The following is a 26,817-nucleotide window of genomic DNA, read 5'->3' on the forward strand; positions in this document are numbered from 1 at the left end:
GCATGAGAGGGCGAAGCCGCCGGCAACGTGGGCACCGCGCACGGTGGTCCTCGGCGAGGACCGGAAGCGACTAGGGCTCTGAAGGCGGGCTTGTTGCACGCCTTGCGTTGCAGATCGACGGGGTCCCGAGACCGTACGTGGAGCGAAGACGGCGCACACGTGGGCTTGCTCGGGATCCCTCCCAAGCCTGGGGGCATCGTCGGTTGCGACGCGCCGACGAACGACGGAGTGGGCGTTGCTCTGGGCGCAGGAGCTAGGCACGAGAGCCGGTCCCTAACAGGGCGGGTCGGTAGGTGACCCCCCAAGCTGATCGGTGACCAGCCTCAGCAGGCGCTGTCCGCGCAGCTCGTCTCCAGCGCCGCGGCGGTAGCCAAACATGTCGATACCGATGGCAGAGAACCGCATCGGCTTCCCGTGGAATCCGTGCACGGCCCAGGTCACAGGTTCGGAGGCCTCTGGGTAGACGAGTACAGCCATCGGGGAGTCGAGCGCGGCGGCTGTCGTCATTGCCTGGAACACATGGCTGCGGAATGTCGTGTCGGAGTCTGCCCGGGAGTACTTCGCCTCAAATGTGGCGACGACTCGTGAGCCGACCCACAGGCTGCCGTCGGGTTCGACTCCGCGAGCACGTGCCAGACGCGCGAGCGGGGGTCTTGGGTCCCCGACCTGCGCCGCGCTGAGCAGGGCATGGCTGCTGTGGCCTTGCGCACGCAGCGGCTTCCCAGCCGCCGCGGACTGTTCCGCCGCGGCGTAAAGCGACCGAAGCAGGAGACGTTCGAGCAGCGGCCATGGCTCCAGAGCTAAACCGAAGCCCTCGAGCAGGCCAGAACGGTGCACGGGTGACACGCGACGAAGCACCGCACACGCAGTGCTCCAAGCCGGTGCGTACGCGCGCCATTGGGCCGGAATGTGGCGCGTTGCGACCCCGGGATCCACCGTCGTGTGGGGGGCAAGCCCAGGTCGAAGCCGCGCGGCGATGTGCCTCAGGCGAGCGGCCAACTGTGCATCCGTGCACCGCACGGCCAGCGCTTCTGCGACCCACCCGAGCGCTCGGGTGTAGTCGTTATCGATGGTGAGGGTCGTCTGTCGCTGCGGAAACTCGGTGGGGTGTATCAAGCTGTGCGTAACCCACTTGCTGACGTCGAGCCGGCCGACGAGTCGCTGGCGGGTGGTGTCCTGCTGGACCAGTACCGCCAATGGGCCCTCTCGGCGCACGGCGCCATCCAACTGCTCGGCGTAAAGGCGGGCAAGGGCATCGGCCAGCACGAGCCGGGGCAGGTGCGAGGCCTCGTGAGTCTGGCCTCCGTACTCGACCCGGTCGTCCACGATGAGGTCGATAAGGGCAGCGGCCCAGTTTCCGTTGGGCTCGGTTTTTGGTTCGATGTCCAGCACGAGGTCAGGGCTGATCTGCACCGAGCCGACGAGGTTGCGTACGACCGGTAGCGCGTCGGTCCCCGACAGGAACCCGATCCTCGGTCGCAGCTCGCCTTGAAGCGCGATGAGTCGACGACGGACGGCTAAGGCCATGTTGGCGTCGAGGGAAACAGGTACCCCTTCGCGGACGGTGAGTCGCTTCATCAGGTAGGCGTGCGTCTAGATCAGTCGAGCAGGGACGCGAGCACAGGTACCAGCTCTTCGAAGGGGAGGGCCTGGAATTCCGCGAGCCGCAGCCTGGGGGCGGCCACCTGGCGAACGCTCTCGCTTGGCTGATGCCAAGTTGCAGCTTGGGGCCCTGTGGTCTCGGTGTCGCTACCGGGCACGTTCAGGATGGCCGCCAAGGCGGCGTCGTTGTCAACGAAGGACAAGGCGAGTGTGCCCAGGACGCTGTTGTCTAGGGCGGCTGCCAGCGAGCGCAGCGCGGCCTCGACGGTGTCGCCTGCGACGTCCCACATTACTGAGTGGCCAAGGAGAAAGTCGCGGCCGAGAACCACCTCGATGCGCTCGTTCAGTGCCTGCAGGATCGCGACCGCAAGGGCTTTGACGTGCTCTGGGCTACTCCACGTGGATGGCTGGCCCAGCACAAAATCGGCAGGGAGGGCGAGCCGTTCACGCAGAAGGCCGTAGTCAGGTCCCACGTAGATGATGGCGAAACGGCGGCGCAGCGCTGCATCGAGCGGCGCGACCGAGCGGTCGGCGCTGTTCATGGCCGCGATGATGTGAAGTGTCTGCGGAAGCGCGGTCTGTGGTTCTAGCGCGTCGCCGTCCGCGGTCTGCGGCCCCAGATGGAAGAACGGAGTGTCGATCGTGGATCCGTTGGTTTCGCCAGGTGTGCGGCGCTTGTCCCCGTCGAGCAGCGCGAGGGTGTCACCGAAGATGGCGGCGGCAGCACCGCGGTTGAACTCGTCCGCGATGAGCAGCGCACGACAGTTGGGTTTGGACGCGAACCTAGCCAATTCGAGCAGTGGTCCGACGCGGGGCTTGACGGTGACGCCACCGATTCGGTTTCCTCCGGCGTCTGTAACTGGCTCTGGCAGGAGTCCGACAACGAAGTCCTCGTACGCGTACGACGGGTGAAACACGAGCGACCGCACACGAGATTGCCCGTCGAAGGCAGTTGCGACCTCTGAGAAGCCGCCGTGGAGCGATGCGTCGTCGAACGTGACCTCGGCTGTGCCGCTCTCGTACGCGGCCCGGAGGTCCTCGAGGGCCACAGTCTTTCCGCACCCGGGAGGTCCCACGAGCAGCACGTTCGGGTTGTCCTTCAGGGCCTTCAGAACCCTATGGACGATCGCTTCAGCACGCATGCCAGATCCCGTCTCCTCGAAAGTAGTAACACCCATGACCTGGTTGCCGGCCAAGCTGGACATTTCCCGGCGCACCTTCGCGGGGATTCGCTCCCAGGACGCGTACTCATGACCCGTGGCGGGGTTCTCGAGGACGACTCGCGCGTGCAGAACTGCGCCCTCGTCACGACGGTGGACGGCGAGCAACCATGGGCGCTCGCCATTGCTGCGAATTTGCTCAAGTTCCGCGTCGGCGTCGTCAATCGACAGCCGACTGGGATCGCCTGCCACGGCTTCGACGGTGGACGAAGAAGGGTGCGGCGTTAGCCGCCACGGCCTAGGAGCGCCCGTCGTCGTGCTCCAGTCCAGGTCCAGACGTACTCCGCCGACGTCGTGGTGACGCAGCGAGCCATCAGAGTCGAGACCGCCGGGCCAGCGCCACTCGAGGGGAAGTGTCCCGGACGCGGGCACCACCCCGAGGACTGCCTCGAGGGCGCGTGACATCGTTTGAGTGGGCTGGAGGTAGTCCTTCGTGTACGAGGCGCGGTTGCCTCCGGCCTTGGTGTCCTTGGGCGCTCGACCATAAACAGGCTTGAACACGCTGTCCTTGGTCATGGGCCAGAAGAACACGGCGTCGACGGGCCGCCTGGTCATGAGGGCGATCCCAAAACTAGTGCCTCGGGCGACTCGGTTGCTTCGACGTCCCGCCGGTTTTGTGCTGCGAGCGAACGGCGAGCGGTGAAGCGCACGATCTCGTTTGCGGGAAAGAGGTCGCGTACCTGTTGGGTGTCGCGATTGGACATGACCCAGTGCACCCCCCGGTGCGTGAGGTTGTGGCACAGGGCGGCCAGCTCTTCCAGGTCCGAGGTTCGGAACCGCTTCTCGTGGTAGAAGTCGAACTTCGAGGTGAGGCTGATCCGGATGTACGGCGGGTCGAGGTATACGAAGTCGCCCGGCTGGGGCTTGTCTAGGGTGAGCCGAAAGTCGTCTGTGGTGATGGTCGCTCCGATGAGCGCGTCGCTGACTCGGTGGAGCGTCTCCTCGTCGATGCCGCGAAACGGCCGGTCTCCCCAAGGCACGTTGAATTGGCCCTGCCGGTTGACTCTCCACAAGCCGTTCCACGAGGTCTGGTTCACGTAGATGAACCACGCCGCTTGCGCAGCAAGAGTCGCAGGGGAAGCCTGCCGCTGGGAAAGGTAGAACTCCTTCGAGTCGTTCGCACTGAAATACTTCATCGCCTGGCGGACAGCGACCGGGTCCTGCTGAACCATCTGCCAGGCCGTGATCAGCTTGTGGTTGAGGTCGTGCAGGTGCGCGGTTCCGCCGATGCGATCACGCAGCGCGAAGAACATCGCACCACCGCCCAGGAAGGGCTCGTGGTAGTTCTCGATTCGATCTGGCACGTACGGCAGGATTCTCGCGAGAAGTCGGCCCTTGCCCCCCGCCCACTTCAGGAAGGGGCGCAGCGGCTGTCGGGAGGAGGGTGGGAGCGGGTTCGCCATGGCAGGCAGCCTAGGGTGCGCCACCCTCAACCGATGATCTCGGAACGGCGCGCCGTTGAGTTTCTCCGACTTGGTGTCCGTGCGGCCTGATTGACTGTGTCCTGTGACGAACCGGACGACTTTCTCTTGGGCCAACTGCGAGCGGCTGCTCATCGCGAAAGGGGAGAGTGACTACGCGTGGGTCGACGGTCGTCCCGAACCTCCTGCCATGGTCAACGTCGGCAGGGTGGGAGAGGGCCCGGTGAGCGGCATCGTCGCATGTGGCGATGGCCTCGACGTGATCGACGCGCTCGCTGCCGCCGGTGACCTATCCGAGCAGTCAGTCAAACTGCTCTACATCGACCCCCCGTTCGGTTCGGGCAAACGGTTCGGGCACTACGTCGACACGCTGGCCCAGTCCGCGTGGCTGTCGATGATGCGCGACCGGTTGGCGGCCATCCTGCCCTTCCTGAGCGCAGACGCCTCCATCTGGGTGCATCTGGACGAGACCATGAGCCACAAAATGCGGCTCATCCTCGACGACGTCCTGGGGGAAGGCGGCTACGTGGCCACGGTCGTGTGGCAGAAGCGGCTCACCGTCGAGTCCCGCACCGCGATCTCGGTCGGTCACGATCCGATCCTCGTATACGCAATGGGTGGCCCGAAGCACTGGAAGACCGTCCGCAATCGCGTCGCCGGTGTCGTTGCCGCCAGCAACCGGGATGGGGACCCCAGGGGTCCTTGGCGTGACGCACCGTTCACCGCTCCCGGCTTCCGGCCGGGGCAGCAATACGTGATTGTGAACCCTGCCGGAGTGGAGCTCACACCATCACGTGGGCGCTCTTGGTTCGCGACGGAGCCGGTGTTCCGGCGACTGCTTCAGGAGGGGAGGATCTGGTGGACCAAGGGCGGAGCTGGTCAGCCGCGGATGAAGAACTTCGACATCGACGCGCTGCAGGTTCCAGGCACGATTTGGGGCGGGCGCGACGTCGGTACGAATGACGATGCCAAGCGGCATCTCGCGACACTGTTCCCAGACGCCTCGACCTTATTTGACACGCCGAAGCCGGAAACGCTCATGGCGCGGATCCTGCACATCGGCACGAACCCTGGGGACCTTGTCGTTGACCTTTTCGCCGGGTCCGGCAGCACTGCTGCGACAGCTCACAAGATGGGCCGTAGATGGATAACCTCGGAGCGCCTTAAGCAGACCGTCGAGACGGTTCTGCTCCCGCGCCTGTCCCACGTGGTGGCTGGGACCGACTCGGGTGGGATCAGTGCGGCGACCCGCTGGTGCGGCGGTGGTGCGTTCCGCGTCGTCACGGTACCTCCGACACTCGGGGCCAGCGCCACGGGGATTGACGGCCTGCTCCCGCAGGTTGCCGTTGCATGAGACACGCCGGCGGCCCGCGTTCACCGACTCTTGCGTTAGCCAGTCACGAACGATGCGCAGGGCTTGCGCCTCCCAGACCAACCTCGGAATCGCGCGAGCCATCGTCGCTGCGTTTGGGACTGGACTCGGTGCGAACGATGTCCGGGCTGCTTCTTCGCCGTTAGCGGCGTCAACTGAACTCCAGCCAGCGGCGTGCCGTTATTCCGTGCCGCTTTGGGACAACACCTCGTACCTGCTCGGCGGCGATTGAAGGCCGCATGCATCTGGGTAGACAGTCCTTCCGCCCACTTCGTGTGGCCGAGGCAACTCGGACGCAGCTAGGGTGCGTGTCGTGAGCACATTCCCGAACCCGGGTCACCGACGGCGCCTCTCTCGGGCTGACCGTGAGCGTGTGGGCAAGGTTCTGCTGGAGCGGTACAACGCTGGGGCCTCCATTCGGACACTCTGCGTGGCCACGGGGTACTCGATTGGCCGGGTGCGCAAGCTGCTCGAGGACGCCGGCGTCGAATATCGCCCCAAGTCGTGGCGCCCACATCACTCCAAGTGAAGGATGGCTGCAGCGGGAGCCTCGTAGCCCGGGGGGGCGACGTCCCAGACAGCTTGCGGGAGCCAGCCGGTCACGTACTCCCGCCTCGCGGCCGACTCGAGAGGCTAGGCCGTCGGGGAAGCGAGTTCGCCGTCAACTGGCGCAGTGGAGACTTTGGCACTGGCTGAGTCGAGGATAATTCACTGCACAGCGCTCCCGACCTGCGCGTGTACCCGCAAGCGAGCACAGCGCACGGGCGTTCGTAGTGCGCGACTACCTCGACTGAGGACGCGCCGCGCCGGCCCGCCCGGACACCGAAGGAGCCCACGACACGTCGTCGTGGGCTCCTTCGCGTCTGCGGTGTCCCGTGGTCTGCGTGTGCCGTGTGCCGGGCTCAGCGGCGCCGGGGGAGCAGGCGGTCCGGGAGGGAGCGCCAGAACGACACACCAGCCTCGGGCCAGAAGAAGGACCGTGCCCGGGTCTGCCAGGCCCGGGTGCGGCCGACCTGACGCCGGATCGACCGGATGTCGTGGTGCAGCCGGAAGGCCTCCTGCGGTGTCGTGCGCTCGGGCCGGTCGTAGCGGGACTTCTCGAGGGTCGCCGTGACCCGTCGCATGGCGGTGGCGTTCTCCTCGTCGAGGTGCCCGTCGGCGACGTAACGTTCGCGCAGCTGGCGCAGGGTGACGCCCTCGGGCGCACTGAGCCCCAGGTCGCCGAAGTGCGAGGTGAGGTCGTCCCACTCGGCCTCGATGAGGTCCTGCTGGGTCACGGCGGCGCGTCGGCGACGCAGCCGGAGCAGCCAGGCCGTGATCGGCATCGCGAACGCCGCGAGCAGGCCGAGCACCAGCGCGAGGGCGAGCACGACGTTGCGCACGGTGAAGACGTGCCCGACGGAGCCGAGGAACGTCTCCTCCTTCTGCACGGGGGCCGCCGTTGCCGCCGTGGTCGAGCTGGTGGCCGAGGCCGTGCCGCTCGCGGTGTTCGTCTCGCTGACCTCGCGCCCACCACCCGTCGGGCCGGAGCCCGCGCCGAGGACGGCATACGGTGGCGGCGAGCCCGCACGGGCACCAGGGGTCGGCTCGAAGCGCAGCCAGCCGTAGCCCTGGAAGTAGAGCTCGGGCCACGCGTGGGCGTCGCTCGCGCGGACGATGTAGCGCTCGTCCGAGAGCTGGCCCGGGAGGAAGCCGATCGCCATGCGGGCCGGGATCCCCTGGGCCCGGGCGAGCATGATCATCGCCGTCGCGAACTGCACGCAGTAGCCGCGCCGGGTCTGGTAGAAGTTCTGGATCGGCTCGAGCAGGCGGCCCTGGCTGTCGCGGAGCTGCTCGCCGAGGTCGAGGGAGTAGGTGTAGCGGCTCGGGTCGCGCAGGTGGTCCTGGATCGCGATCGCCTTGTCGAGCGGGTTGTCCGCGCCGCGGGTGACCTGGTCGGACCATTGTTGGATCAGGTCACGCGAGCGGTCCGGGATGGTGAGGTCGTCGTCGGTGATGTCCGGCGAGTCCGGGGCTCCCGACTCGCGCAGCTCCGGCGGTGAGGGCGCGAGATCGGCATACGTCACCCGGTAGGTGCTCACCGCGCGGTCGACGCGGACGTCGCGCGTGACGGGGTCGATGCTCCACGGCGTGCCCTCCATCGCGACGGCGACGACCGGGTAGGGCGCCGCGATGCGGGGCGCGGCGAGGGTGTTGTCCGTCACGGTGATGACGTAGTCGCGTCGCTTGTCCGGTGGCGGCAGGGGAGACGGGTTGTCGGGACGATCGCCGGTGGCGCCGGCGACGCTCCACTGCCCGCGGGAGTAGTACGACGTCGCGAGCACCCGCAGGGGGGACCGCGTGAAGGCCGTCGTCGTGTAGGTCAGGACGGGCGACTGGTCCTGGTTGTTGAGGCTGCGCGAGAGGTCGAGCGTGTCGTTGAACCCGACGGACCCCTCGCCGGCGCCGCCGCCCGACCGGCCGAGCCCTTCGGTGAGGTAGCGCGGTGGGAAGTGCGGGATGACGGCCGGCACGACGAGGGCGACGACGACCCCGACGGCGCCGAGCTTCAGCGCCCCCGCGGTGAACGAGCGCAGGGCGTCGCGGTCGTGGGCTGCCTCGTCGATCTCGCTCTCGTCGGCCGCGCTGGCCGTGCCCCAGCGCCCGAACTGGGCCCGGGCGGTCGTGTGCAGCATGACGAGCCAGAGCACGACGGGCACGACGAAGAAGCGCAGCGCGAGGGCGGCGTCGCCGTTGGCCGCCGTGATGAGGTATGCCGTCAGCAGTGGCAGTCCGGCGGCGGCCGGGCTGCGCCACGTGGCGGCCATGGCGTCGACCGCGATGGCGACGAGCGCGACGGCGACGACGAGGCAGAACGTCAGCCCGTCGTTGAGCGGCGCGGGGGCCGAGTAGCGGTTGATCGTCTCGAGGGCCTGCAGCCCCAGGGAGTTGGCCGCCTCGAGGGTGGCAGGTGTCGGCACGAAGAGGGTGAAGGACTCACCCGTGTACCGGGCGAGGATGACGTAGGACGTCACGAGCACCTGGAGGAGCACGACGAGTCCGCGCGAGCGGGTGAGGCCCCGGGCGACGAGGCCGAGGCCGGCGACGAGGGCGATGACGAAGGCCGCCTGCGGCAGCCACGTGGACTCGACGAAGAGGCTCGTGATGGGGTAGACGGCGGCCAGGGTGGCCAGGGCGGCCAGGAGGGTGATCCTCCAGCGACGGCGGGTCATCGGCTGCCTCCGACGGTGGCGGCCGTCAGGACGGCCCAGACGTGCGCGACGTCCTCGTCGCGCTGGACCGAGACGGCGCGCCACCCCGCGAGGCGCAGCGTGTCGACGTGCGGCTCGGCCTCCTCGGCATCGGTCGTGCCGAAGCTACGGGCGTCGAGGACGAGCGCCAGGCCGGTGGTGCCCGGCTGGCGCAGGCTCGCCACCCGGGAGGTGATGTCGCGTCCCTGCGGTCCGACGACAGCCACGAGGAAGCCGCCGGCAGCGGCGAGGGCCTGTCCGGCACGCAGGATCTCGTCCTCGCCCGTGTCGTCGCGCGGCGTCGCCACGGCGAGCACGTCGAGGATCTCCTCGGGCGTCATGGTCTCGGCCGCGCGGGAGGTCTCGACCGTCTCGGCGCAGACGAGGTGGACGGCATACCCCGAGTCGCACAGGTGCACGGCGATGGACGCAGCCGCGGTGATCGCCCACTCGAACGAGCTGCTCACTCCCGTGCCCCCGTGCGCGGAGGGCCGCGGGTCGATGAGCACGACCGCGCGACGCTGCGCGGGGCGGTCCTCCTGGCGCACCATGAGGTCGCCGGTGCGGGCGGTCGCGGGCCAGTGGATGCGGCGCAGGTCGTCGCCGTCGCGGTACTCGCGGATCGTGACGTCGTCCTCGCCGTGCAGCGCGATGAGGTGGGCCTGCTCGCCCTCGGAGCCGACGCCCGCGCTCGGCTGGCGGTTCGACGACAGCGGGTGCACGGCCGGCAGCACGACGAGGTCGGCGGTGCCCTCGAGCACCGCGTTGCGGTTGGCGAGGCCGAACGGGTCCTGCACCTGGACCCCGAGGGGCCCGAGGTGGTGGCGTCCACGCAGGTGGGAGCGCACGGCGTAGTCGATGGCACGGACGCGGCCCGGCGGGATCCGGCCGACGACGAAGCGCGGCCGGTCGCCGAGGACGTAGTCGAGCCGCTCCTCGGCGAGGAAGATCGGCGTCGTGTTCGTCGAGACGTTCTCGAAGGACAGCGTGACGTGTGCGTCCTGGCCGACGCTGATGCGCTCGGGGTGGCTGTGCCGCTCGATGCGCATCCGCGTCTTGCGGGTGCGCACGAGCACGGCGGAGATGAGGGGGAGCGCGACGAGGAGCACCCCGAAGCGGGTGAGGTCGCGGAAGCCGAAGATGACCCCGGCGAGGACGAGGACCGCGCCCGAGCCCATGAAGGCCCGGCCCCTCGTCGTCAGGACGCTGCGCAGCGAGCGCATGGGCGCCTGCCCCCGCTCAGCGCGCTGCGGGCGGCACCGGCACCTGGCGCAGCAGGTCGGTGACCACCTCGGCGGTGGTGCGGCGGGCGAGCTGGGTCTCGCTCGACGGCATGAGCCGGTGGGCGAGGACCGGCCCCGCGAGCACCTGGACGTCGTCAGGGATCACGTGGTCGCGACCCTCGAGCGCGGCAAAGGCGCGGGACGCGCGCAGCAGGTGCAGGGCGGCACGCGGTGATGCGCCGAGCCGCAGCGCGGTCGTCGACCGGGACCGGGTCACGAGGTCGACGATGTACTGACGGATGGCAGGACTCGCGTGGACCTGGCTGACGGCGTGCACGACGCGGTTGATCGTCTCGGCGTCGGTCACGGGGGTCAGGGCGTCGAGCGGTGAGCTCGAGCCGTGCGTCTCGAGCAGGTCGAGCTCGGCGCTGGGTGCCGGGTAGCCCATCGAGATCCGGGCCATGAAGCGGTCGCGCTGGGCCTCGGGGAGGGGGTAGGTGCCCTCCATCTCGATGGGGTTCTGGGTCGCCATGACGATGAACGGGGCCTGCAGGGTGTAGGTCGTCCCGTCGACCGTGACCTGGCGCTCCTCCATCGACTCGAGCAGGGCCGACTGCGTCTTCGGGGACGCGCGGTTGATCTCGTCGCCGACGACGACGTTGGCGAAGATGGCGCCCGGCCGGAACTCGAAGCGGCGGGCGTCCTGGTTGAAGATGCTGACGCCCGTGACGTCGCTGGGCAGCAGGTCGGGTGTGAACTGGATGCGGCGCACCGTGGCGTCGATCGACCGGGCCAGCGTCTTGGCGAGCATCGTCTTGCCGACGCCGGGCACGTCCTCGATGAGCAGGTGACCACCGGCGAAGAGGACCGTCACGGTGGTGCGGACGACGTCAGGCTTGCCCTCGATGACGCTTGTCATGGCACCCATGAGCCGCTCCGCCACGTCGTGGATGAGGTCGAGGTCGGCTGCGCCCGTGGTCGCGGCCGCGCCCGGTGATGCCGTGGTCCCGAGCCCCGTGTCCGTCGTCGTCACACTGTCCTCCGTCGTCGTCCCCATGTCGTGGCGCAGCGCTGCTCGTGGCGGGCTGCGTAACCCGTCAGGTGATCTTCTCCCATGGACCCTCGACACCGGTAGGGCTGCCCCGGTCGTGACCGGATGGAGACCTTGGTCGTGGGCACGTGGTCGACGCCCCCGGGAGCGCGCCCGGGACCACCTCCACTTTCCTCCACCTCCAACGTCCGGTGTGGCCGTTCGGTTCGGTTTCGTGCGGGTCCTGGTGGGGCCGAACCCGCTGTTGAGCACGATCCGCAGGGCGCGGGCGTCGGCCGGGTGGCCCGGGGCGGGCGTCGCCGTCACCGCCGTGGGGTCTTCGGGCGAGTGGTGGTGCCCCAACTGCTCCACTTCACTCCACCCCGTCTGACCTGCGTAAACGCGGGACTCGCCGGGCCAAAAAGGGTCAAAGTTCGTTGACGGTGGAGCAAAGTGGAGTATCGTGGGGCTTCAAGGTAGGGAATGGGGACGCCTTCGGGTCGACAAAGGGGAGGTGGCGGACCATGTTTCTCGGGACGCACACGCCCCGGCTCGACGAGAAGGGTCGGCTCTTCCTGCCCGCGAAGTACCGCGAGCGGATGGCCGGTGGGCTCGTCGTCACGCGCGGACAGGAACGCAGCCTGTTCATCTACCCGATGGACGAGTTCGTCAAGGTCGCCGACCAGATGCGCCAGGCCCCCACGACGAGCAAGGTCGCCCGCGACTACATGCGCGTCTTCCTCTCCGGCGCGTCCGACGAGATCCCCGACAAGCAGGGCCGGTTCACGATCCCGGCCAACCTGCGCCAGTACGCCGGCCTCGACCGCGAGGTCACGGTCATCGGTGCCGGCGCGCGCCTCGAGGTCTGGGACAGCGCGGTCTGGAACGCCTACCTCGAGCAGACCGAGCAGAGCTTCGCCGACACGGCGGAGGAGGTGATCCCCGGACTCTTCTGAGTCGGGACGACCACCGTCGCCGACGACGACCGCCACGACATCACCCGCACCACCGACCAGCACCTGAGCGCCGGCCTCCAGCCGCTCCACACCCGGGACGACTTCCCCCGTCCCGGGCGAGGCAGCGGATGGGGACCAGCCCCCAGGTCGACGGGCACCGCAGAGCAGCACCGACAGCACCACTCCCGACCGGCACGCGACCAGCTCCCTCCACCTGTTCGCTGCCACTCCGGCCGACCGGCCACCACCACATCACCTCACGGCGGATCCCTATTCGCCGTGAGGTCACACCAGTCACATCAGCCCCGTGCGTCACAGACGCACCACACAGGGCCCAGCAGCACGAGCGTGAGAGGGACGCACCATGAGCGATCGAGGACAGGCGCAGGAGCGTCACGTCCCCGTCATGCGCGACCGGATCCTCGAGCTGCTCGCCCCCGCGCTGCAGCGGCCAGGGGCGGTGCACATCGACGGCACCCTCGGCATGGGTGGCCACGCCGAGGGCGTCCTCGAGCGCTTCCCCGACTGCACCGTGGTCGGCATCGACCGCGACCGTGAGGCCCTGGCTCTCGCGGGCGAGCGACTGGCCCGGTTCGGCGACCGCTTCCGCCCGGTCCACGCCGTCTACGACGACATCAAGGACGTCGTCGGCGACCTCGACGTGTCCGCGGTCGACGGCATCCTCTTCGACCTCGGCGTCAGCTCCCTCCAGCTCGACGAGGCCGACCGGGGCTTCGCCTACCGGGTCGACGCGCCGCTCGACATGCGGATGGACCAGTCGACGGGGCAGACCGCCGCCGACGTGCTCAACACCTACTCGGTCGAGGACCTCACCCGCATCCTGCGCGACTACGGCGAGGAGCGCTACGCGCGCAAGATCGCCAAGGCCGTCGTGCAGGACCGCGCGATCGAGCCGTATGCCTCGTCCGGTCGCCTCGTCGACATGCTGCGTCGCGTCATCCCCGCCGCCTCGCAGCGACAGAGCGGCCACCCGGCCAAGCGCACCTTCCAGGCCCTGCGGATCGAGGTCAACGACGAGCTCGAGGTCTGGCGCCGCGCCATCGACGAGGCCATCGACGTCCTCGCCGTCGGCGGCCGGATCGCGGTCCTGTCCTACCACTCGCTCGAGGACCGGGCGACGAAGCGGGCCTTCGCCGCCGGCGCCACGTCCAGCACCCCCGCAGGTCTGCCGGTCGAGCTCGCCGAGCACGCGGCATACCTCTCCCTCGTCACTCGCGGCGCCGAGGCGCCCGGCGATGACGAGGTCACCACGAACCCGCGGGCCGCCTCGGCCCGACTTCGCGTCGCCGAGCGCGTGCGCGACACCTCCACGCACACCCCAGCCAGCAGGACCAGGAAGGGACCCACCCGATGAGCCAGATGACCGCCACGGCCCGGCCGCTCCGCGCGCCGCGGCGCGGCCCAGCCCCCACGCCGCTCCGGGTCATCCCGAGCAGCATCACGCGCACCGGCAACGGCGCGTTCGTGACGATCTGCATCGGGCTGCTCACGGCCGGGCTCATCGCCCTGCTCCTGCTCAACACGGCACTCGCCCAGGGCTCGCTGGCGGTCGGCGACCTCCAGCGCGAGTCGGCACGCCTCAGCGACACGGCCGGCAACCTCCAGGAGGACATCGACCGGGCCTCTGCCACGGGCGCGCTCGCGCGCAGCGCCGCCGAGATCGGCATGGTGCGGATGAACACCCGCGGCTACATCGACCTCTCCACGGGCACCGTGTCGGGCGAGCCGGAGCCGGCGACGAAGAACAACGCCTTCCCGATCGTCACGAGCCCGACGCCGCCCGCCGTGACGGCCAAGGTCAAGAAGGTCCTGTCCTCCGCGACGAAGGCCAGCAAGGCGGCCTCGGCCACGCCGGCCACGCCGTCCCAGGCCGCCACGCCGACGACGCCCGGTGCCAAGCCGGAGACCCCCGCAGCACCCACACTGGGCACGACGCCCGGAGCGTCGGGGCAGGCCACGGGCGCGACCGGGGCGGGCCAGGCAGGGCAGGCCCAGCAGACGACGGTGAGGTGATCCCGTGACGCAGAACCGAGCGACCGATCCACGACGGACCGGTCGCGGTGCTGCGCCCGCAGGGGACACCCGTCGCGCCTCCTCCGCGACGGGCACGGCCCGCGTCGGCCAGGCGCGCGCAAGCCAGGGCCGGCCCGCCCAGGGTCGGTCCGGCCAGGGGCGGGCCGCCCAGCCGGGCTCCGTCCGGCAGAGCGGTGCAGCCAGCTCCCCGGGCCAGAAGCCGGGCCAGAAGCCGGGCCAGAAGCCGGGCTCGTCCGCGGGCGCGCGCGCGAGCACGTCGGTGCGCGCGACCTCGGCGGGGCGGGGCGCGGCGCCGGCTCGTAGCCGCAGCGGCAGTCCGTCCGGCAGCCCCCGAGCCAGCACGCGGACGAGCGTTCCCCGGACCCAGACGGCCTCGAGCCGCGGTCGCGGGCCCGCAGCTCAGCGTGCCGCGGCACTTCGGGGACCCCGAGGCCCTCGAGGTCCGCGCGGGCCCCGTCGCCCGCTCAAGATCTCGCGCGCGAACCCGCGCCGTCGGGCGCGCGTCATGTTCGTCGCCATCCTCTTCGTCTTCACGATCTTCGCCGGGCAGCTGCTGCGTATCCAGGCCTTCGACGCGTCGGCCACCCAGGAGGCCGCGCTGTTCAAGCGGTCGGTCAAGACGACGACGCCGGCCATGCGTGGCCAGATCCTCGACACGAACGGACAGGTCCTCGCGGACTCCGTCGAGCGCTTCACCATCGCCGCGGACCCCAAGATCATCCCGCTCTACACGGTGAAGGTCGACGGCGTGCGGCAGGAGGTCGGGGTCACCCGCGCCGCTGCCGACCTCGCGCCGCTGCTCGGCATGACGCCGTCGGCGCTGACGAAGCTCTTCACGCGCTCGAACACCCGCTACGTCGTGGTGAAGAAGGAGGTCAACCCCGCGATCTACCGTGAGATCCGGGCGCTGGGCATCCCCGGCATCACGGGTGAGCGCACGGCCCAGCGGATCTACCCGACCTCCATGGCGCTCGGCCAGCTCGTCGGCTTCGTGCGCCCCTCCGACCAGAGCGGCGCAGGCGGCATCGAGCAGATGCTCGACACGGCGCTCAAGGGCACTCCCGGTGTCAGCGTCGCCGAGCGGGCCCGGGACGGCTACATCATCCCGGGATCGCAGCGGGTCGACACCCCCGTCGCCAACGGGCGCGACGTCAAGCTGACGATCGACGCCGACCTCCAGTGGTACGCCCAGAACGCCCTCGCCAAGCAGGTGACCGCCGTCGGGGCCGAGTCCGGCACCGCGGTCGTCCTCGAGGTGGCCACGGGCAAGGTGCGCGCCGCCGCGAGCTACCCGACGTTCGACCCGAACGACCTGGGCGACGCCTCGAAGTCCTCGCTCGGCAACTACGCCTTCAACGACGCGTTCGAGCCCGGATCGACCGGCAAGCTCATGACGATGGCTGCCGCTCTCGAGCAGGGCGTCATCACGCCCGACACCGGGGTCATCGTGCCCCCGCGCCTGCCCCGGGCCGGCACGTCCTTCAAGGACAACGAGCCGCACGGCGTCGAGAACATGACGGCCACGGGCGTGCTCGCGAAGTCGTCCAACATGGGCACCATGCTCATCGGCGAGCGCGTCTCGCCGACCATCATGGAGGCGTACTACCGCAAGTTCGGCATCGGCTCGAAGACCCCCGTCGGCTTCCCCGGGGAGTCGGCGGGCCTGCTCGCCGGCGCCAAGGACTGGGTCTCGACGCGGCGCTACACGATCCTCTTCGGCCAGGGTTACGCCGTCACGGCGATCCAGCAGGCCGGCGTCTTCCAGACGATCGCCAACAAGGGTGTCCGCGTGCCGCCGTCGCTCGTCGAGGGGACCGTCAACGACAGCGGCACCGTCATCCCGTCGACACCGACGACGCCGAGCCGCGTCGTGACCGAGGACACCGCGGTGAAGCTGTCGCGGATGATGGAGGAGGTCACCGGCGAGAACGGCACCGCGAGCGCGGCCCGCATCAAGGGCTACCGCGTGGCCGGCAAGACCGGCACGGCCGACCGCTACGACGAGAAGCTGGGCCGCTACAACGGCTTCACCGCCTCGTTCATCGGGTTCGCGCCGGCCGAGGCGCCGAAGTACGTCGTGGCCGTCTTCATCCAGAAGCCCAGCTCCGGCATGTTCGGTGGCGCGCTGGCCGGACCGGTCTTCAACCAGGTCATGTCCTACCTGCTCGAGCGCACCGGTGCCCCGCCCAGCCCCACGTCGACCCTCGACTACCACGTCTGGGCAGACAAGCCCCTGTCGTCCGACGACCCCGAGGTCATCAGCAATGCGCGGGCGAAGCGGGATGGCCTGTAAGTTGGGATGACGTGTCACCTTCCCCCCTTCGACCCGCCACGTCGGGTGTGCGCCTCCGCGACCTGACGACCCGGATCCGGGCCGAGGTGCCCTCTGGAGCCGGCGTCGACGCCGTCGTGACAGGGGTCACGCTCGACAGTCGAGCCGTGCTCCCGGGCGACCTGTACGCGGCCCTCCCGGGCTTCAACGTGCACGGCGCGCGCTTCGTCGCCGACGCCGTGGCCGCCGGAGCCGTCGCGGTTCTCACCGACACGGCCGGCCTCGCCGAGCTGGCCGACCTCACGGTGCCCGTCGTCGTCACGCAGGACCCACGGAGCGTGCTCGGCGACGTCGCGGCGCAGGTCTACGGCCGGCCCTCCGACTCGCTGACGATGCTCGGGGTCACCGGCACCAACGGCAAGACGACGACGGCCTACCTCGTCGAGTCGGCGCTGCGGGCGCACGGTCAGCGGACGGGGCTCATCGGCACCGTCGAGACGCGGATCGGTGACGAGCGCGTCGAGTCCGTGCGCACGACGCCCGAGGCGACCGACCTGCACGCCCTCCTCGGGCTCATGCGGGAGCGGGGCATCGACGCCTGCATCATGGAGGTCTCGAGCCACGCCCTCGAGCTGCACCGGGTCGACGGCGTCGTCTACGACGTCGCGCTCTTCACGAACCTCTCCCAGGACCACCTCGACTTCCACCCCTCGATGGACGACTACTTCGCGGCCAAGGCCTCCCTCTTCACGCCGCAGCGCTCTCGCGCCGCGGTCGTCTGCGTCGACGACGCCTGGGGTCGGCGCCTCGCGTCCGAGGCCCACGTGCCGACGACGACCCTCGCCACGACGACCGAGGGCGCCCGTGACGCCGACTGGGGCGTCGAGGAGGACGAGGACGGCGCGTTCACCCTCCGGGAGCGGTCCACGGGCCGCGCCCTGAGCCTCGTCTCGCACCTGCCCGGTCACTTCAACGTCGCCAACACCGCGCTGGCCGCCCTCGCGCTCCTGCGCATCGGCCTCGAGCCGAGCGAGGTCGAGGGCGCCATGTCCGTGGCCCCGGACGTGCCGGGCCGTATGGAGGTCGTCGCGCCCGGTGGACCCGAGGGCCCGCGCTGCGTCGTCGACTTCGCGCACACGCCCGACGCCGTCGATGCCGCCCTCGCAGCGCTGCGTGCCTCGACCGGCGGTCGCCTCATCGCCGTCCTCGGTGCCGGGGGAGACCGTGACCGGGGCAAGCGACCGGCCATGGGGGCCGCCGCTGCGCGCCGCGCCGACGTCGTCGTCGTCACCGACGACAACCCCCGCTCCGAGGACCCGGCCGAGATCCGTTCGGCCGTCATCGCCGGGGCGCGCGAGGAGGTCGGTGCCGGGTCGGCGCGGGCGTCCGAGATCATCGACGGCGGCACGCGCTCGAGCGCGATCGCCGAGGCCATCGCCCTCGCGGTGGTCGGCACGGGGGAGGACCGCCCTGTCGACACCGTCGTGGTGCTCGGCAAGGGACACGAGAAGGGTCAGGAGATCCACGGAGTGAAGCACCCGTTCGACGACCGCGACGCCGTGCGCGCCGCCCTCGCAGCCGTCACCTCGTCGGGGGTGACGTCGTGATCGCCTTGTCCCTCAGCGAGATCCGCGACCTCACCGGAGGTGCCGTCCACGGCACAGACACGCCTGAGGCGGTCGTCGTCGACGGTCCGGTGACCACCGACTCCCGCGAGTGCGGGCCGGGCAGCCTCTACGTCGCGCGGGTCGGCGAGAGCGCCGACGGGCACGACTTCGTCGCTGCCGCCGTCTCGGCGGGAGCGGCCGCAGCCCTCACCTCGCGTCCGGTCGACGGCGTGCCGTGCGTCGTCGTGGACGACGTCCAGACGGCCTTCGGCCGGATCGCCCGCGGGGTCGTCGACCGCGCTCCCGAGCTGCGGGTCGTGGGCATCACCGGCTCGTCGGGCAAGACCAGCGTCAAGGACCTCCTCGCGTCCGTGCTGTCGTCGGTCGCCGAGACGGTCGCACCGGTCAACTCCCTCAACGGCGAGATCGGCGTGCCGCTCACGGTGTGCCGTGTCACGCCGACCACGCGCTTCCTCGTCGCCGAGATGGGCGCCCGGGGCATCGGCCACATCGACTACCTCACGCGCATCGCACCGCCGCAGGTCGCGATCGTCCTCAACGTCGGCACCGCTCACATCGGCGAGTTCGGGTCACGCGAGAACATCGCCCGCGCCAAGGCGGAGCTGCCCCTGGCGGTCCCCGCCGAGGGGCTGTCGATCCTCAACGCCGACGACCCCGTCGTGGCCGCCATGGCCTCCGGCGTCGCGTCCCGGGTCCAGCTCGTCGGGCTCGCGCCCGAGGCGGACGTGCGCGCCGAGGAGGTCACCCTCGACGAGCGCGGGAGGGCGGCATACACCCTCGTCAGCCCGCAGGGCTCGGCCCGGGTCTCCTTGCGCCAGAGCGGTGCCCACCACGTCGGCAACTCCCTCGCCGTCGCCGCGGCGGCGCTCGAGCTCGGGCTGTCGCTCGACCAGGTCGTGGCCGGGCTCGGCGCTGCCGAGGCCGTGAGCCGCTGGCGGATGGAGATCACCGACCGGGCCGACGGCGTGGTCGTCGTCAACGACGCCTACAACGCCAACCCCGACTCCATGCGTGCCGCGCTCGACGCCGTCGCCGCCATGCACGTGACGGGGGAGCGCTGGGCCGTCCTCGGGGGCATGCTCGAGCTCGGCCCCGACAGCGACACCGAGCACGCAGCCGTCGGGTCGTATGCCGCGTCGCGCGGTTTCGAGCACGTCGTGGCCGTCGGCGAGGGCGCCCGTCCGCTCGCCGAGGCCGTCCCCGGCTCGGAGTGGGTGCCCGACACCGACGCCGCCCACGACCTGCTCGCCGCGCGCCTCCGCGCCGGCGACGTCGTCCTGCTCAAGTCGAGCCGCGACAGCGGACTGCGCTGGCTCGGCGACCGCCTCGCCTCCGAGGGCGCGAGCACCACCACACCCGTCCCCACGACCTCCGGAGAGGCGGTCTCGCGGTGAAGGGCGTCCTTCTCGCAGCATCGATCTCGCTGCTCATCTCGCTGTTCGGCACCCCGCTGTTCATCAAGTACCTCGTCAAGCGCGGCTACGGCCAGTTCATCCGCGACGACGGGCCGACCTCGCACCACACGAAGCGCGGCACGCCGACGATGGGCGGAGCCGTCATCCTCGCGGCGATGCTCGGCGCCTACTTCCTCGCGCACCTGCTGACCCTCAACCCACCGACGGCCAGTGGGCTGCTCGTGCTCTTCCTCGCCGCAGGTCTCGGCTTCGTCGGCTTCCTCGACGACTTCATCAAGATCAGCAAGCAGCGCAGCCTCGGCCTCCGCTCGAAGCAGAAGCTCCTCGGGCAGGCCCTCGTCGGCATCACCTTCGCCGGACTGGCGCTCCAGTTCCCCAACGAGCAGTACCGCAATCCCGCCTCGCTGCTCGTGTCGTTCGTGCGCGACACGAACATCAGCCTCGCGCTCGGTGGCAGCACCGTCGTCGGGGTCATCCTCTTCGTCGTGTTCGCCAACGTCATGATCGCGGGCGCGTCCAACGGCGTGAACCTCACCGACGGTCTCGACGGTCTCGCGACGGGCGTCTCGACGATGGTCTTCGGCGCCTACGTCCTCATCAGCATCTGGACCTTCAACCAGAACTGCCAGACCAACCCGGGCATCAAGTGCTACGAGGTGCGCGACTCGCACGACCTCGCCCTCGTGGCTGCTGCGGGCATGGGCGCGTGCTTCGGCTTCCTCTGGTGGAACGCGACGCCCGCGAAGATCTTCATGGGTGACACCGGCTCGCTCGCCCTCGGCGGCGCGCTCGCCGGCCTCGCCATCACGACCCACACCGAGCTTCTCCTCATCATCCTCGGCGGCATGTTCGTCCTCGAGACGCTGTCGGTGGTGGCCCAGGTGGCCTCGTTCAAGACCACCGGTAAACGGGTGCTGAGGATGGCGCCGCTGCACCACCACTTCGAGATGGTCGGCTGGAACGAGGTGACGGTCGTGGTCCGCTTCTGGATCATCGCCGGACTCTTCGTCGCCTTCGGCCTCGGCGTCTTCTACGCCGAGTGGGTGGTGGGGTCCCAGTGAGCTTCGACCCGCTCTACGAGCCCCGCGAGGGACTGACCCACCGTGACGCGGACTGGTCGGGGATCAACGTCCTCGTCGTCGGGCTCGGCGTGTCCGGCTTCGCCGCCGCCGACGCGCTCGCCGACCGCGGCGCCCGCGTCACGGCCGTCTCCCGCGACGAGACCGAGGCGATCCGCGAGCGCGCGACGATCCTCGAGATCCTCGACGTCGACGTCCGCCTGGGCCCCGAGCACGTCGTCGAGCCGCCGCCGGGCACCGAGCTCGTCGTCACCTCGCCCGGCGTCCCCCCGCACGACCCGCTCATGCTCGCGGCGGCCACGTCCGGCATACCCGTGTGGGGAGAGGTCGAGCTCGCCTGGCGCATGCGCGCCCGGGAGGGCGCCGCCCCGTGGCTCACGGTCACGGGCACCAACGGCAAGACGACGACCGTCAACATGCTCGCCTCGATCCTGCGGGCCGCGGGCCTGCGCGCCACGTCGGCCGGCAACGTCGGGACGCCCCTGCTGGAGGCGGTGCTCCACCCCGAGCCCTACGACGTGCTGGCCGTCGAGCTCTCGAGCTTCCAGCTGCACTGGCAGCGCTCGGTCTCGGCCGTCGCGTCCGCCGTGCTCAACGTCGCTCCCGACCACATCGACTGGCACGGCAGCTACGCCGAGTACCTCCGGGCCAAGGGCAAGATCTACGAGAACACCCACCTGGCGTGCATCTACAACGTCGCGGACATCCAGACCGAGCAGCTCGTCATGGAGGCCAACGTCGTCGAGGGGTGCCGTGCGATCGGGTTCACGACAGGCATCCCGGCGCCCTCGATGGTCGGCGTCGTCGAGGACGTCCTCGCCGACCGCGCCTTCGTCGAACAGCGCCAGCGTTCGGCCGCCGAGCTGTGCACCATCGCCGACCTGCGGGGTGACGCTCCGTCGGTGGCGCCGCACTACGTCGCCAACGCCCTCGCGGCGGCCGCGCTGGCCCGTGCCTATGGCGTCGGTCCCATCGCCGTGCGTGACGGCCTGCGGGCCTTCCGGCCCGACCGGCACCGGATCGCCGAGCTCGCGACGGTCCAGGGCGTGCGCTTCGTCAACGACTCCAAGGCCACCAACCCGCACGCGGCCGCTGCGGCCATCCGGTCGTTCGACTCCGTCGTGTGGGTCGCGGGAGGCCTGCTCAAGGGAGCCGACGTCGACAGCCTCGTCGAGGAGATGGCCTCGCGCCTGCGGGGTGTCGTGCTCATCGGCGCCGACCGCGACCAGATCGCCCAGGCCCTTTCCCGACACGCGCCGGATGTCCCGGTCGTCGACGTGTCCGACACCGACACTGGAGTCATGGACCGTGTCGTCAGGGAGGCTGCCCGACTCGCCCAGCCGGGCGACGTCGTGCTGCTCGCCCCCGCCGCCGCGTCGATGGACATGTTCACCAACTACGGAGCCCGCGGCGATGCCTTCGAGGAGGCGGTCCGGCGGCACCTCGAGGCACACGGGGGGCTGGAGTGAGCGCGACCACCGCCGGCGACAAGACGGCCGCGGGCACCGCGGGCGCGGCCGACACCGCGACCACGCACCGGTCGCTGCCCGTCATCGGCAAGCTCGAGTCGCCGCTGACGACGTACTACCTCATCCTCGGCGCCACCTCGACGCTCGTCGTCTTCGGCCTGATCATGGTCTTCTCGGCCTCCAGCGTCGAGCAGCTGCTCGCCGACGAGGCCTCGTACACCGTGTTCCTGCGCCAGCTGCTCTTCGCCGTCATCGGCGCCGTCGCGGCGGGTGTCGCGAGCCGCGTCGCCGTGGGCACGTGGAAGCGCCTCGCCTTCCCGACGATCATCGTGTCCGTGCTGCTGCTCGCAGCCGTCATCCCGTTCGGCCGGAGTGTCAACGGCAACCGCAACTGGCTCGCCGTCGGGCCGATCCAGTTCCAGCCCGCCGAGTTCGCCAAGGTGGGCCTCGTGCTCGTCGGGGCCGTCATCTTCGCCAACAAGTCGTCGCGGATGGCGAGCATGCTCCACGTCGTGCTGCCCTACCTCGTGCCCATCGCCACCGTCGTCATCGGCCTGATCCTCGCCGGGCACGACCTCGGCACGGCGATGGTCGTGCTCGTCATCGTCGCCGCGGTCCTGCTGGTCGCAGGTGCCCCGAAGCGCGTGTTCGCCATCGCGGGAGGCTTCGCCGTCCTCGGGGTCGCCCTCATGGTGACCGGCAGCAACAACCGCACGAGCCGCATCGCGAACTGGCTGAGCCCGTCCTGCAACGCCGACCCGGACGGCTGGTGCGGCCAGTCGGTCCACGGGCTCTACGCCCTCGCCGACGGTGGGTGGTGGGGCGTCGGCCTCGGGGCCTCCAAGGAGAAGTGGGAGTGGCTGTCCGAGGCGCACAACGACTTCATCTTCGCGATCATCGGCGAGGAGCTCGGGCTGCCGGGCACGCTCATGGTGCTGCTCCTCTTCGGCATCCTCGCCTGGGCCTGCTTCCGGCTCGTCAGCCGCACGCAGGACCGGTTCGTGCGCATCGCCGGCTTCGGCATCATGGCGTGGCTCCTCGGCCAGGCGATCATCAACATCGGCGCCGTCATCGGGCTCTTCCCGGTCATCGGTGTCCCGCTGCCGCTCGTCTCGGCCGGAGGGTCCTCACTCGTGACGACCCTCCTGGCCCTCGGCATCCTGCTGTCCTTCGCGCGCAACGAACCGGGCTGCAAGGCCCTGCTCGACGCGCGCCCGAGTCTCGTCCGTCGGTCGCTCGCGGTGCTCCCGTCCCGCGTCCGGTCCGTCCCGCAACGTCGCAGAAGCCGGTGATCCCCCTGTCCTCGCCCACCTCCGTCCTGCTCGCCGGGGGAGGCAGCGCCGGCCACGTGTCGCCGCTGCTCGCCCTCGCGGACGCCCTCCGTCGGCGCCACCCCGACCTGCGGGTCACGGCGCTCGGCACGCAGGAGGGTCTCGAGGCGCGCCTCGTGCCGGCCCGGGGCTACGACCTGAGGGTCGTGCCCAAGGTGCCCCTGCCGCGTCGCCCGAGCGCCGACCTGCTTCGGCTCCCTGGCCGTCTCAAGGCGGCCGTCGACGCCGCCGGCGCGGCCATCGACGAGACCGGTGCCGAGGTCGTCGTCGGCTTCGGGGGCTACGTCAGCACCCCGGCCTACCTCGCCGCGCGGCGCCGTCACGTCCCCATCGTCGTCCACGAGCAGAACGCCCGTGCGGGCCTGGCCAACCGTCTCGGCGCCCGCTGGGCGAGTGCCGTGGCGACGACCTTCTCGGTCACGTCCCTTCCGCACGCCCAGCGGATCGGCATGCCGCTGCGCCGTGAGGTCGCCACGCTCGACCGCGAAGCCGTGCGTGCCGAGGCCCTCGAGCTCTTCGGGCTCCAGCCGCAGTGGCCCACCGTCCTCGTCACCGGCGGGTCGCTCGGCGCCCAGCGCCTCAACGACGCCTTCCGGGCGCGCGTGGCCGAGCTGAGCCGCGGGGGAGTGCAGGTGCTGCACGTGACCGGGCTGGGCAAGGAGTTCGTCCCCGAGCCGCCGGCCGAGGGGGCCCCGTACGTCGTCGTGCCGTACGCCGACCGGATGGAGCTGGCGTATGCCGCCGCCGACCTCGTCGTCGCACGCTCGGGTGCCAACACGGTGTGCGAGCTGACGGCCGTCGGCCTGCCGGCCGTCTACGTCCCGCTGCCCGTCGGCAACGGCGAGCAGCGCGTCAACGCCGCCGACGTCGTGTCCGCCGGTGGTGGCCTGCTCGTCGACGACGCCGACCTCACCCCCGAGTGGGTCGACGCCGTGCTGCTCGGGCTCGCGACCGACCGCGAGAGGATCTCGCGGATGGCTGCGGCCGCCCGGGCCCTGGGCGAACCCGCCGCCGACGAGAAGCTCGCCGACCTGGTCGACCGGGCCGCAGCAGGCAGGAACCGCACGTGACCCAGACCCCGCGCACCCCCACCGTCGACGACCCGTTCGCGGCGGCGCGCTTCGACTTCCGGGCCGTCGTGCCCGGCGCCGACGAGCTCGGTCGCGTGCACTTCCTCGCCATCGGCGGCGCCGGCATGTCGGGCGTCGCCCGCATCATGCTCGCGCGTGGCATCCGCGTCACGGGCAGCGACGCCAAGGACGTGCCCGTCCTCAAGGCCCTCGAGAGCGAGGGCGCCGGCGTGTGGGTCGGCTTCCACGAGGCGCACCAGGAGCGTGCCGACGCCATCGTCATGAGCTCCTCGATCCGCGACGACAACGTCGAGCTCGTCGCCGCGCGCCAGCGTGGCGTGCCCGTGCTGCACCGCGCGCAGGGACTCGCCGCGCTCATGCGCGGACGCCGGCCGGTCGCCGTGGCCGGTGCCAACGGCAAGACGACGACGACCTCGATGCTCACCGTGGCCCTGCAGGGCTGCGGTCTCGACCCGTCGTTCGCCGTCGGCGGCGAGCTCGCGAAGCACGGCACCAACGCGCACGACGGCTCCGACGACGTCTTCGTCGTCGAGGCCGACGAGAGCGACGGCTCGTTCGTCGTCTACCGTCCCGAGGTCGCGATCGTCACCAACGTCCAGCCCGACCACCTCGACTTCTACTCGAACTTCAAGGTTGTCCAGGCGGCCTACGACGCCTTCGTCGGCACGATCCGTCCCGGGGGCCTGCTCGTCACGTGCACCGACGACGCCGGTGCCGTGGCGCTGGCCGAGCGAGCCCGGGCCGCGGGCACGCGCGTGCTGACCTACGGCTTCGAGCCGTCGTCCGACGTCGTCCTGGACCATCACCACCAGGACGGCGTCACGTCCTCGGTCACGCTGCTCGACGAGGGCGTCGAGCGACGCATGACGCTCGGTGTGCCGGGCCGCCACAACGCGCTCAACGCCGCGGCCGCGTACGCCGCCGCCGTCCACGGGCTCGGTCAGGCGCCCGACCAGGTCCTGGCCGGGCTGGCGTCCTTCACAGGGACGCGCCGTCGTTTCGAGCCGAAGGGCGAGGCCGGCGGAGTCGTCGTCGTCGACGACTACGCCCACAACGCGGGCAAGGTCGCAGCGGTCGTCGAGACCGCCAAGGACCTCGTCGGCGACACCGGCCGGCTCGTCGTCGTCTTCCAGCCGCACCTCTACAGCCGCACGCGCGACTTCGCCGCCGAGCTCGGGGCCGGTCTGTCCCCGGCGGACGTCGTCGTCCTCATGGACGTCTACGCCGCCCGCGAGGACCCCGTGCCCGGAGTGTCCGGCCGACTCGTCGCCGACGCCGTGACGGCGGCCCGGCCCGAGGTGGAGGTCCACTACGTGCCCTCGTGGTCGGAGGTGGCCGGTCGGGTCGCAGGCCTCGCCCGGCCAGGGGACCTCGTGCTCACCGTCGGCGCGGGCGACGTCACGATGATCGGCCCGGAGGTGCTGCGGATCCTCGGGGGAGGCACGCCATGATGCTCGAGCACGGCAACGCCCGCCGCCGGGTCGCGGGCACCGGGCTCGCCTCGTCGCGCACCCGCTTCGAGCGCCGCGCGGCCGCCGCTCGGCGCCGTCCTCGCCTCGTCGCGGGGATCCTTGCGGCCCTCGTGCTGGGCGCCGGGCTGCTCGTGTGGGTGGGGTGGTTCAGCAGTACCCTCACGGCGTCTCGCGTCGAGGTCCACGGCGTGAGCGCGGCCGCCTCCGCGCAGGTGCGTGCCGTCGCCCGGGTGCCGCTCGGCGGGCCGCTCATGCGCGTCGACACCGACGCCGTCGCGCAGCGGCTGCTCGCCGGCAAGGCGTGGAGCTCGGTCACCGTCGGCCGCGGTCTGCCCGACACCGTCGTCATCACGGTGACCCCCAGGGTCGCCGTGCTCGCCGTCCGCAACCCTCGAGGTGAGGTGGACGTCGTGGACCGCGACGGGGTCGCCTTCCGCACCGTCGGCAGTGCCCCCGACGGCGTCCCGCTCGTCAGCTCGGGGTCCGCGCAGGTCACCAAGGCCGGGGTCGAGGCAGCCCTGGGCGCGCTGGGGTCCCTCGACCCGTCGCTGCGTGCCGACGTCTCAGGGGTGTCGGTGTCGACGGCGGACCAGGTCTCCTTCACCGTCAAGGCCAAGGGGGAGAAGCGCAAGACGGTCGTCTGGGGTGGCGCCGCCGACGGCAAACGCAAGGCGAACCTCGTGAAGATCCTTCTGCCAGAACCCGGTTCGACGATCGACGTCAGCGTCCCGTCGTCACCGGTCACACGCTGACACCCACGGCCGGGGCGTCTCGTCCGCCACGGGACCCGCCCACGGGCCCGCAGGCCGGTCGTGGGAGGGTGATCCCCGGGCGGTCGTGACCCGAGTGTCCGGTGGTGCTGGTGTGGCCCTTGGGGCGCGGCTCCCGGAATTGGGTCAATCCCGGTGACGACACGCCGCGGCGTGGGTTGATCGACCCTGTGCCTCGTCA

General features: G+C 70.7%; 20 protein-coding genes. 14 read left to right on the forward strand and 6 right to left on the reverse strand.

What is annotated here, in order from left to right; translation table 11 throughout:
• Positions 1 to 273: 273 nt before the first annotated feature.
• The 3 genes from ASH01_RS12715 to ASH01_RS12725 are packed head-to-tail and all read right to left on the reverse strand — an operon-like array spanning position 274 to position 4,225.
• Complete coding sequence (locus tag ASH01_RS12715) at positions 274 to 1,578, reverse strand: 5-methylcytosine restriction system specificity protein McrC (RefSeq protein ID WP_082619806.1); 1,305 nt, start codon at positions 1,576 to 1,578, stop codon at positions 274 to 276.
• A gap of 20 nt (positions 1,579 to 1,598) precedes the next feature.
• Positions 1,599 to 3,377: an McrB family protein gene (locus ASH01_RS12720; protein WP_056776223.1), complete on the reverse strand. Its 1,779-nt coding sequence runs from the start codon at positions 3,375 to 3,377 to the stop codon at positions 1,599 to 1,601.
• Positions 3,374 to 4,225 carry a DNA adenine methylase gene (locus ASH01_RS12725; RefSeq protein ID WP_162263883.1) on the reverse strand — a complete coding sequence of 284 codons (852 nt, stop codon included), beginning with the start codon at positions 4,223 to 4,225 and terminating at the stop codon, positions 3,374 to 3,376. Before ASH01_RS12725 ends, ASH01_RS12720 begins: the two co-directional genes overlap by 4 nt.
• Before the next feature lie 103 nt (positions 4,226 to 4,328).
• Between ASH01_RS12725 and ASH01_RS12730 the strand changes: the two genes are divergently transcribed.
• Positions 4,329 to 5,597, forward strand: a complete 1,269-nt coding sequence (locus ASH01_RS12730) for a site-specific DNA-methyltransferase (protein WP_162263884.1) — start codon at positions 4,329 to 4,331, stop codon at positions 5,595 to 5,597.
• Positions 5,598 to 5,928: 331 nt separating this feature from the next.
• Positions 5,929 to 6,144 carry a helix-turn-helix domain-containing protein gene (locus ASH01_RS24045; RefSeq protein ID WP_082619808.1) on the forward strand — a complete coding sequence of 72 codons (216 nt, stop codon included), beginning with the start codon at positions 5,929 to 5,931 and terminating at the stop codon, positions 6,142 to 6,144.
• A gap of 373 nt (positions 6,145 to 6,517) precedes the next feature.
• On the opposite strand, the gene ASH01_RS12735 is transcribed toward ASH01_RS24045, so the two are convergent.
• The 3 genes from ASH01_RS12735 to ASH01_RS12745 are packed head-to-tail and all read right to left on the reverse strand — an operon-like array spanning position 6,518 to position 11,125.
• Entirely contained in the window at positions 6,518 to 8,827 is a 2,310-nt protein-coding gene (locus tag ASH01_RS12735; protein ID WP_056776228.1) for a transglutaminase family protein, read from the reverse strand.
• A complete protein-coding gene (locus ASH01_RS12740) occupies positions 8,824 to 10,068 on the reverse strand; it encodes a DUF58 domain-containing protein (RefSeq protein ID WP_056776231.1) in 1,245 nt (414 codons plus the stop codon). Before ASH01_RS12740 ends, ASH01_RS12735 begins: the two co-directional genes overlap by 4 nt.
• Positions 10,069 to 10,084: 16 nt before the next feature.
• Complete coding sequence (locus tag ASH01_RS12745) at positions 10,085 to 11,125, reverse strand: AAA family ATPase (protein ID WP_056776232.1); 1,041 nt, start codon at positions 11,123 to 11,125, stop codon at positions 10,085 to 10,087.
• Between the two features lie 497 nt (positions 11,126 to 11,622).
• Between ASH01_RS12745 and mraZ the strand changes: the two genes are divergently transcribed.
• The 12 genes from mraZ (at position 11,623) to ASH01_RS12805 (ending at position 26,618) form a co-directional block, all read left to right on the forward strand.
• Positions 11,623 to 12,054 carry a division/cell wall cluster transcriptional repressor MraZ gene (mraZ, locus tag ASH01_RS12750; protein WP_020144649.1) on the forward strand — a complete coding sequence of 144 codons (432 nt, stop codon included), beginning with the start codon at positions 11,623 to 11,625 and terminating at the stop codon, positions 12,052 to 12,054.
• A 364-nt stretch (positions 12,055 to 12,418) separates the two neighbouring features.
• Positions 12,419 to 13,429 (forward strand): 16S rRNA (cytosine(1402)-N(4))-methyltransferase RsmH, encoded by a 1,011-nt coding sequence (gene rsmH / locus ASH01_RS12755; protein ID WP_056776234.1) that lies wholly within the window; start codon positions 12,419 to 12,421, stop codon positions 13,427 to 13,429.
• Positions 13,426 to 14,088, forward strand: a complete 663-nt coding sequence (locus ASH01_RS23045; protein ID WP_056776235.1) for a hypothetical protein — start codon at positions 13,426 to 13,428, stop codon at positions 14,086 to 14,088. Before rsmH ends, ASH01_RS23045 begins: the two co-directional genes overlap by 4 nt.
• 526 nt (positions 14,089 to 14,614) lie before the next feature.
• Entirely contained in the window at positions 14,615 to 16,402 is a 1,788-nt protein-coding gene (locus ASH01_RS12765) for a peptidoglycan D,D-transpeptidase FtsI family protein (protein ID WP_056776237.1), read from the forward strand.
• An 11-nt stretch (positions 16,403 to 16,413) separates the two neighbouring features.
• Complete coding sequence (locus ASH01_RS12770) at positions 16,414 to 17,988, forward strand: UDP-N-acetylmuramoyl-L-alanyl-D-glutamate--2,6-diaminopimelate ligase (protein WP_235509608.1); 1,575 nt, start codon at positions 16,414 to 16,416, stop codon at positions 17,986 to 17,988.
• Positions 17,985 to 19,403 carry a UDP-N-acetylmuramoyl-tripeptide--D-alanyl-D-alanine ligase gene (locus tag ASH01_RS12775; protein ID WP_056776241.1) on the forward strand — a complete coding sequence of 473 codons (1,419 nt, stop codon included), beginning with the start codon at positions 17,985 to 17,987 and terminating at the stop codon, positions 19,401 to 19,403. The genes ASH01_RS12770 and ASH01_RS12775 overlap by 4 nt, the downstream gene beginning before the upstream one ends.
• Positions 19,400 to 20,485, forward strand: a complete 1,086-nt coding sequence (gene mraY / locus ASH01_RS12780) for a phospho-N-acetylmuramoyl-pentapeptide-transferase (protein ID WP_056776242.1) — start codon at positions 19,400 to 19,402, stop codon at positions 20,483 to 20,485. Before ASH01_RS12775 ends, mraY begins: the two co-directional genes overlap by 4 nt.
• Positions 20,482 to 21,972 (forward strand): UDP-N-acetylmuramoyl-L-alanine--D-glutamate ligase, encoded by a 1,491-nt coding sequence (gene murD, locus ASH01_RS12785; protein WP_056776244.1) that lies wholly within the window; start codon positions 20,482 to 20,484, stop codon positions 21,970 to 21,972. The genes mraY and murD overlap by 4 nt, the downstream gene beginning before the upstream one ends.
• Positions 21,969 to 23,264 (forward strand): putative lipid II flippase FtsW, encoded by a 1,296-nt coding sequence (ftsW, locus tag ASH01_RS12790; protein ID WP_056776245.1) that lies wholly within the window; start codon positions 21,969 to 21,971, stop codon positions 23,262 to 23,264. The genes murD and ftsW overlap by 4 nt, the downstream gene beginning before the upstream one ends.
• Complete coding sequence (murG, locus tag ASH01_RS12795) at positions 23,261 to 24,373, forward strand: undecaprenyldiphospho-muramoylpentapeptide beta-N-acetylglucosaminyltransferase (RefSeq protein ID WP_056776247.1); 1,113 nt, start codon at positions 23,261 to 23,263, stop codon at positions 24,371 to 24,373. Before ftsW ends, murG begins: the two co-directional genes overlap by 4 nt.
• Positions 24,370 to 25,845 (forward strand): UDP-N-acetylmuramate--L-alanine ligase, encoded by a 1,476-nt coding sequence (gene murC / locus ASH01_RS12800; protein WP_056776249.1) that lies wholly within the window; start codon positions 24,370 to 24,372, stop codon positions 25,843 to 25,845. Before murG ends, murC begins: the two co-directional genes overlap by 4 nt.
• Positions 25,842 to 26,618, forward strand: coding sequence for a cell division protein FtsQ/DivIB (locus ASH01_RS12805; protein ID WP_082619809.1), 777 nt, complete (start codon positions 25,842 to 25,844; stop codon positions 26,616 to 26,618). The genes murC and ASH01_RS12805 overlap by 4 nt, the downstream gene beginning before the upstream one ends.
• Positions 26,619 to 26,817 lie beyond the last annotated feature (199 nt).

The sequence above is a fragment of the Terrabacter sp. Soil811 genome, assembly GCF_001429655.1.
Lineage (GTDB): Bacteria > Actinomycetota > Actinomycetes > Actinomycetales > Dermatophilaceae > Terrabacter.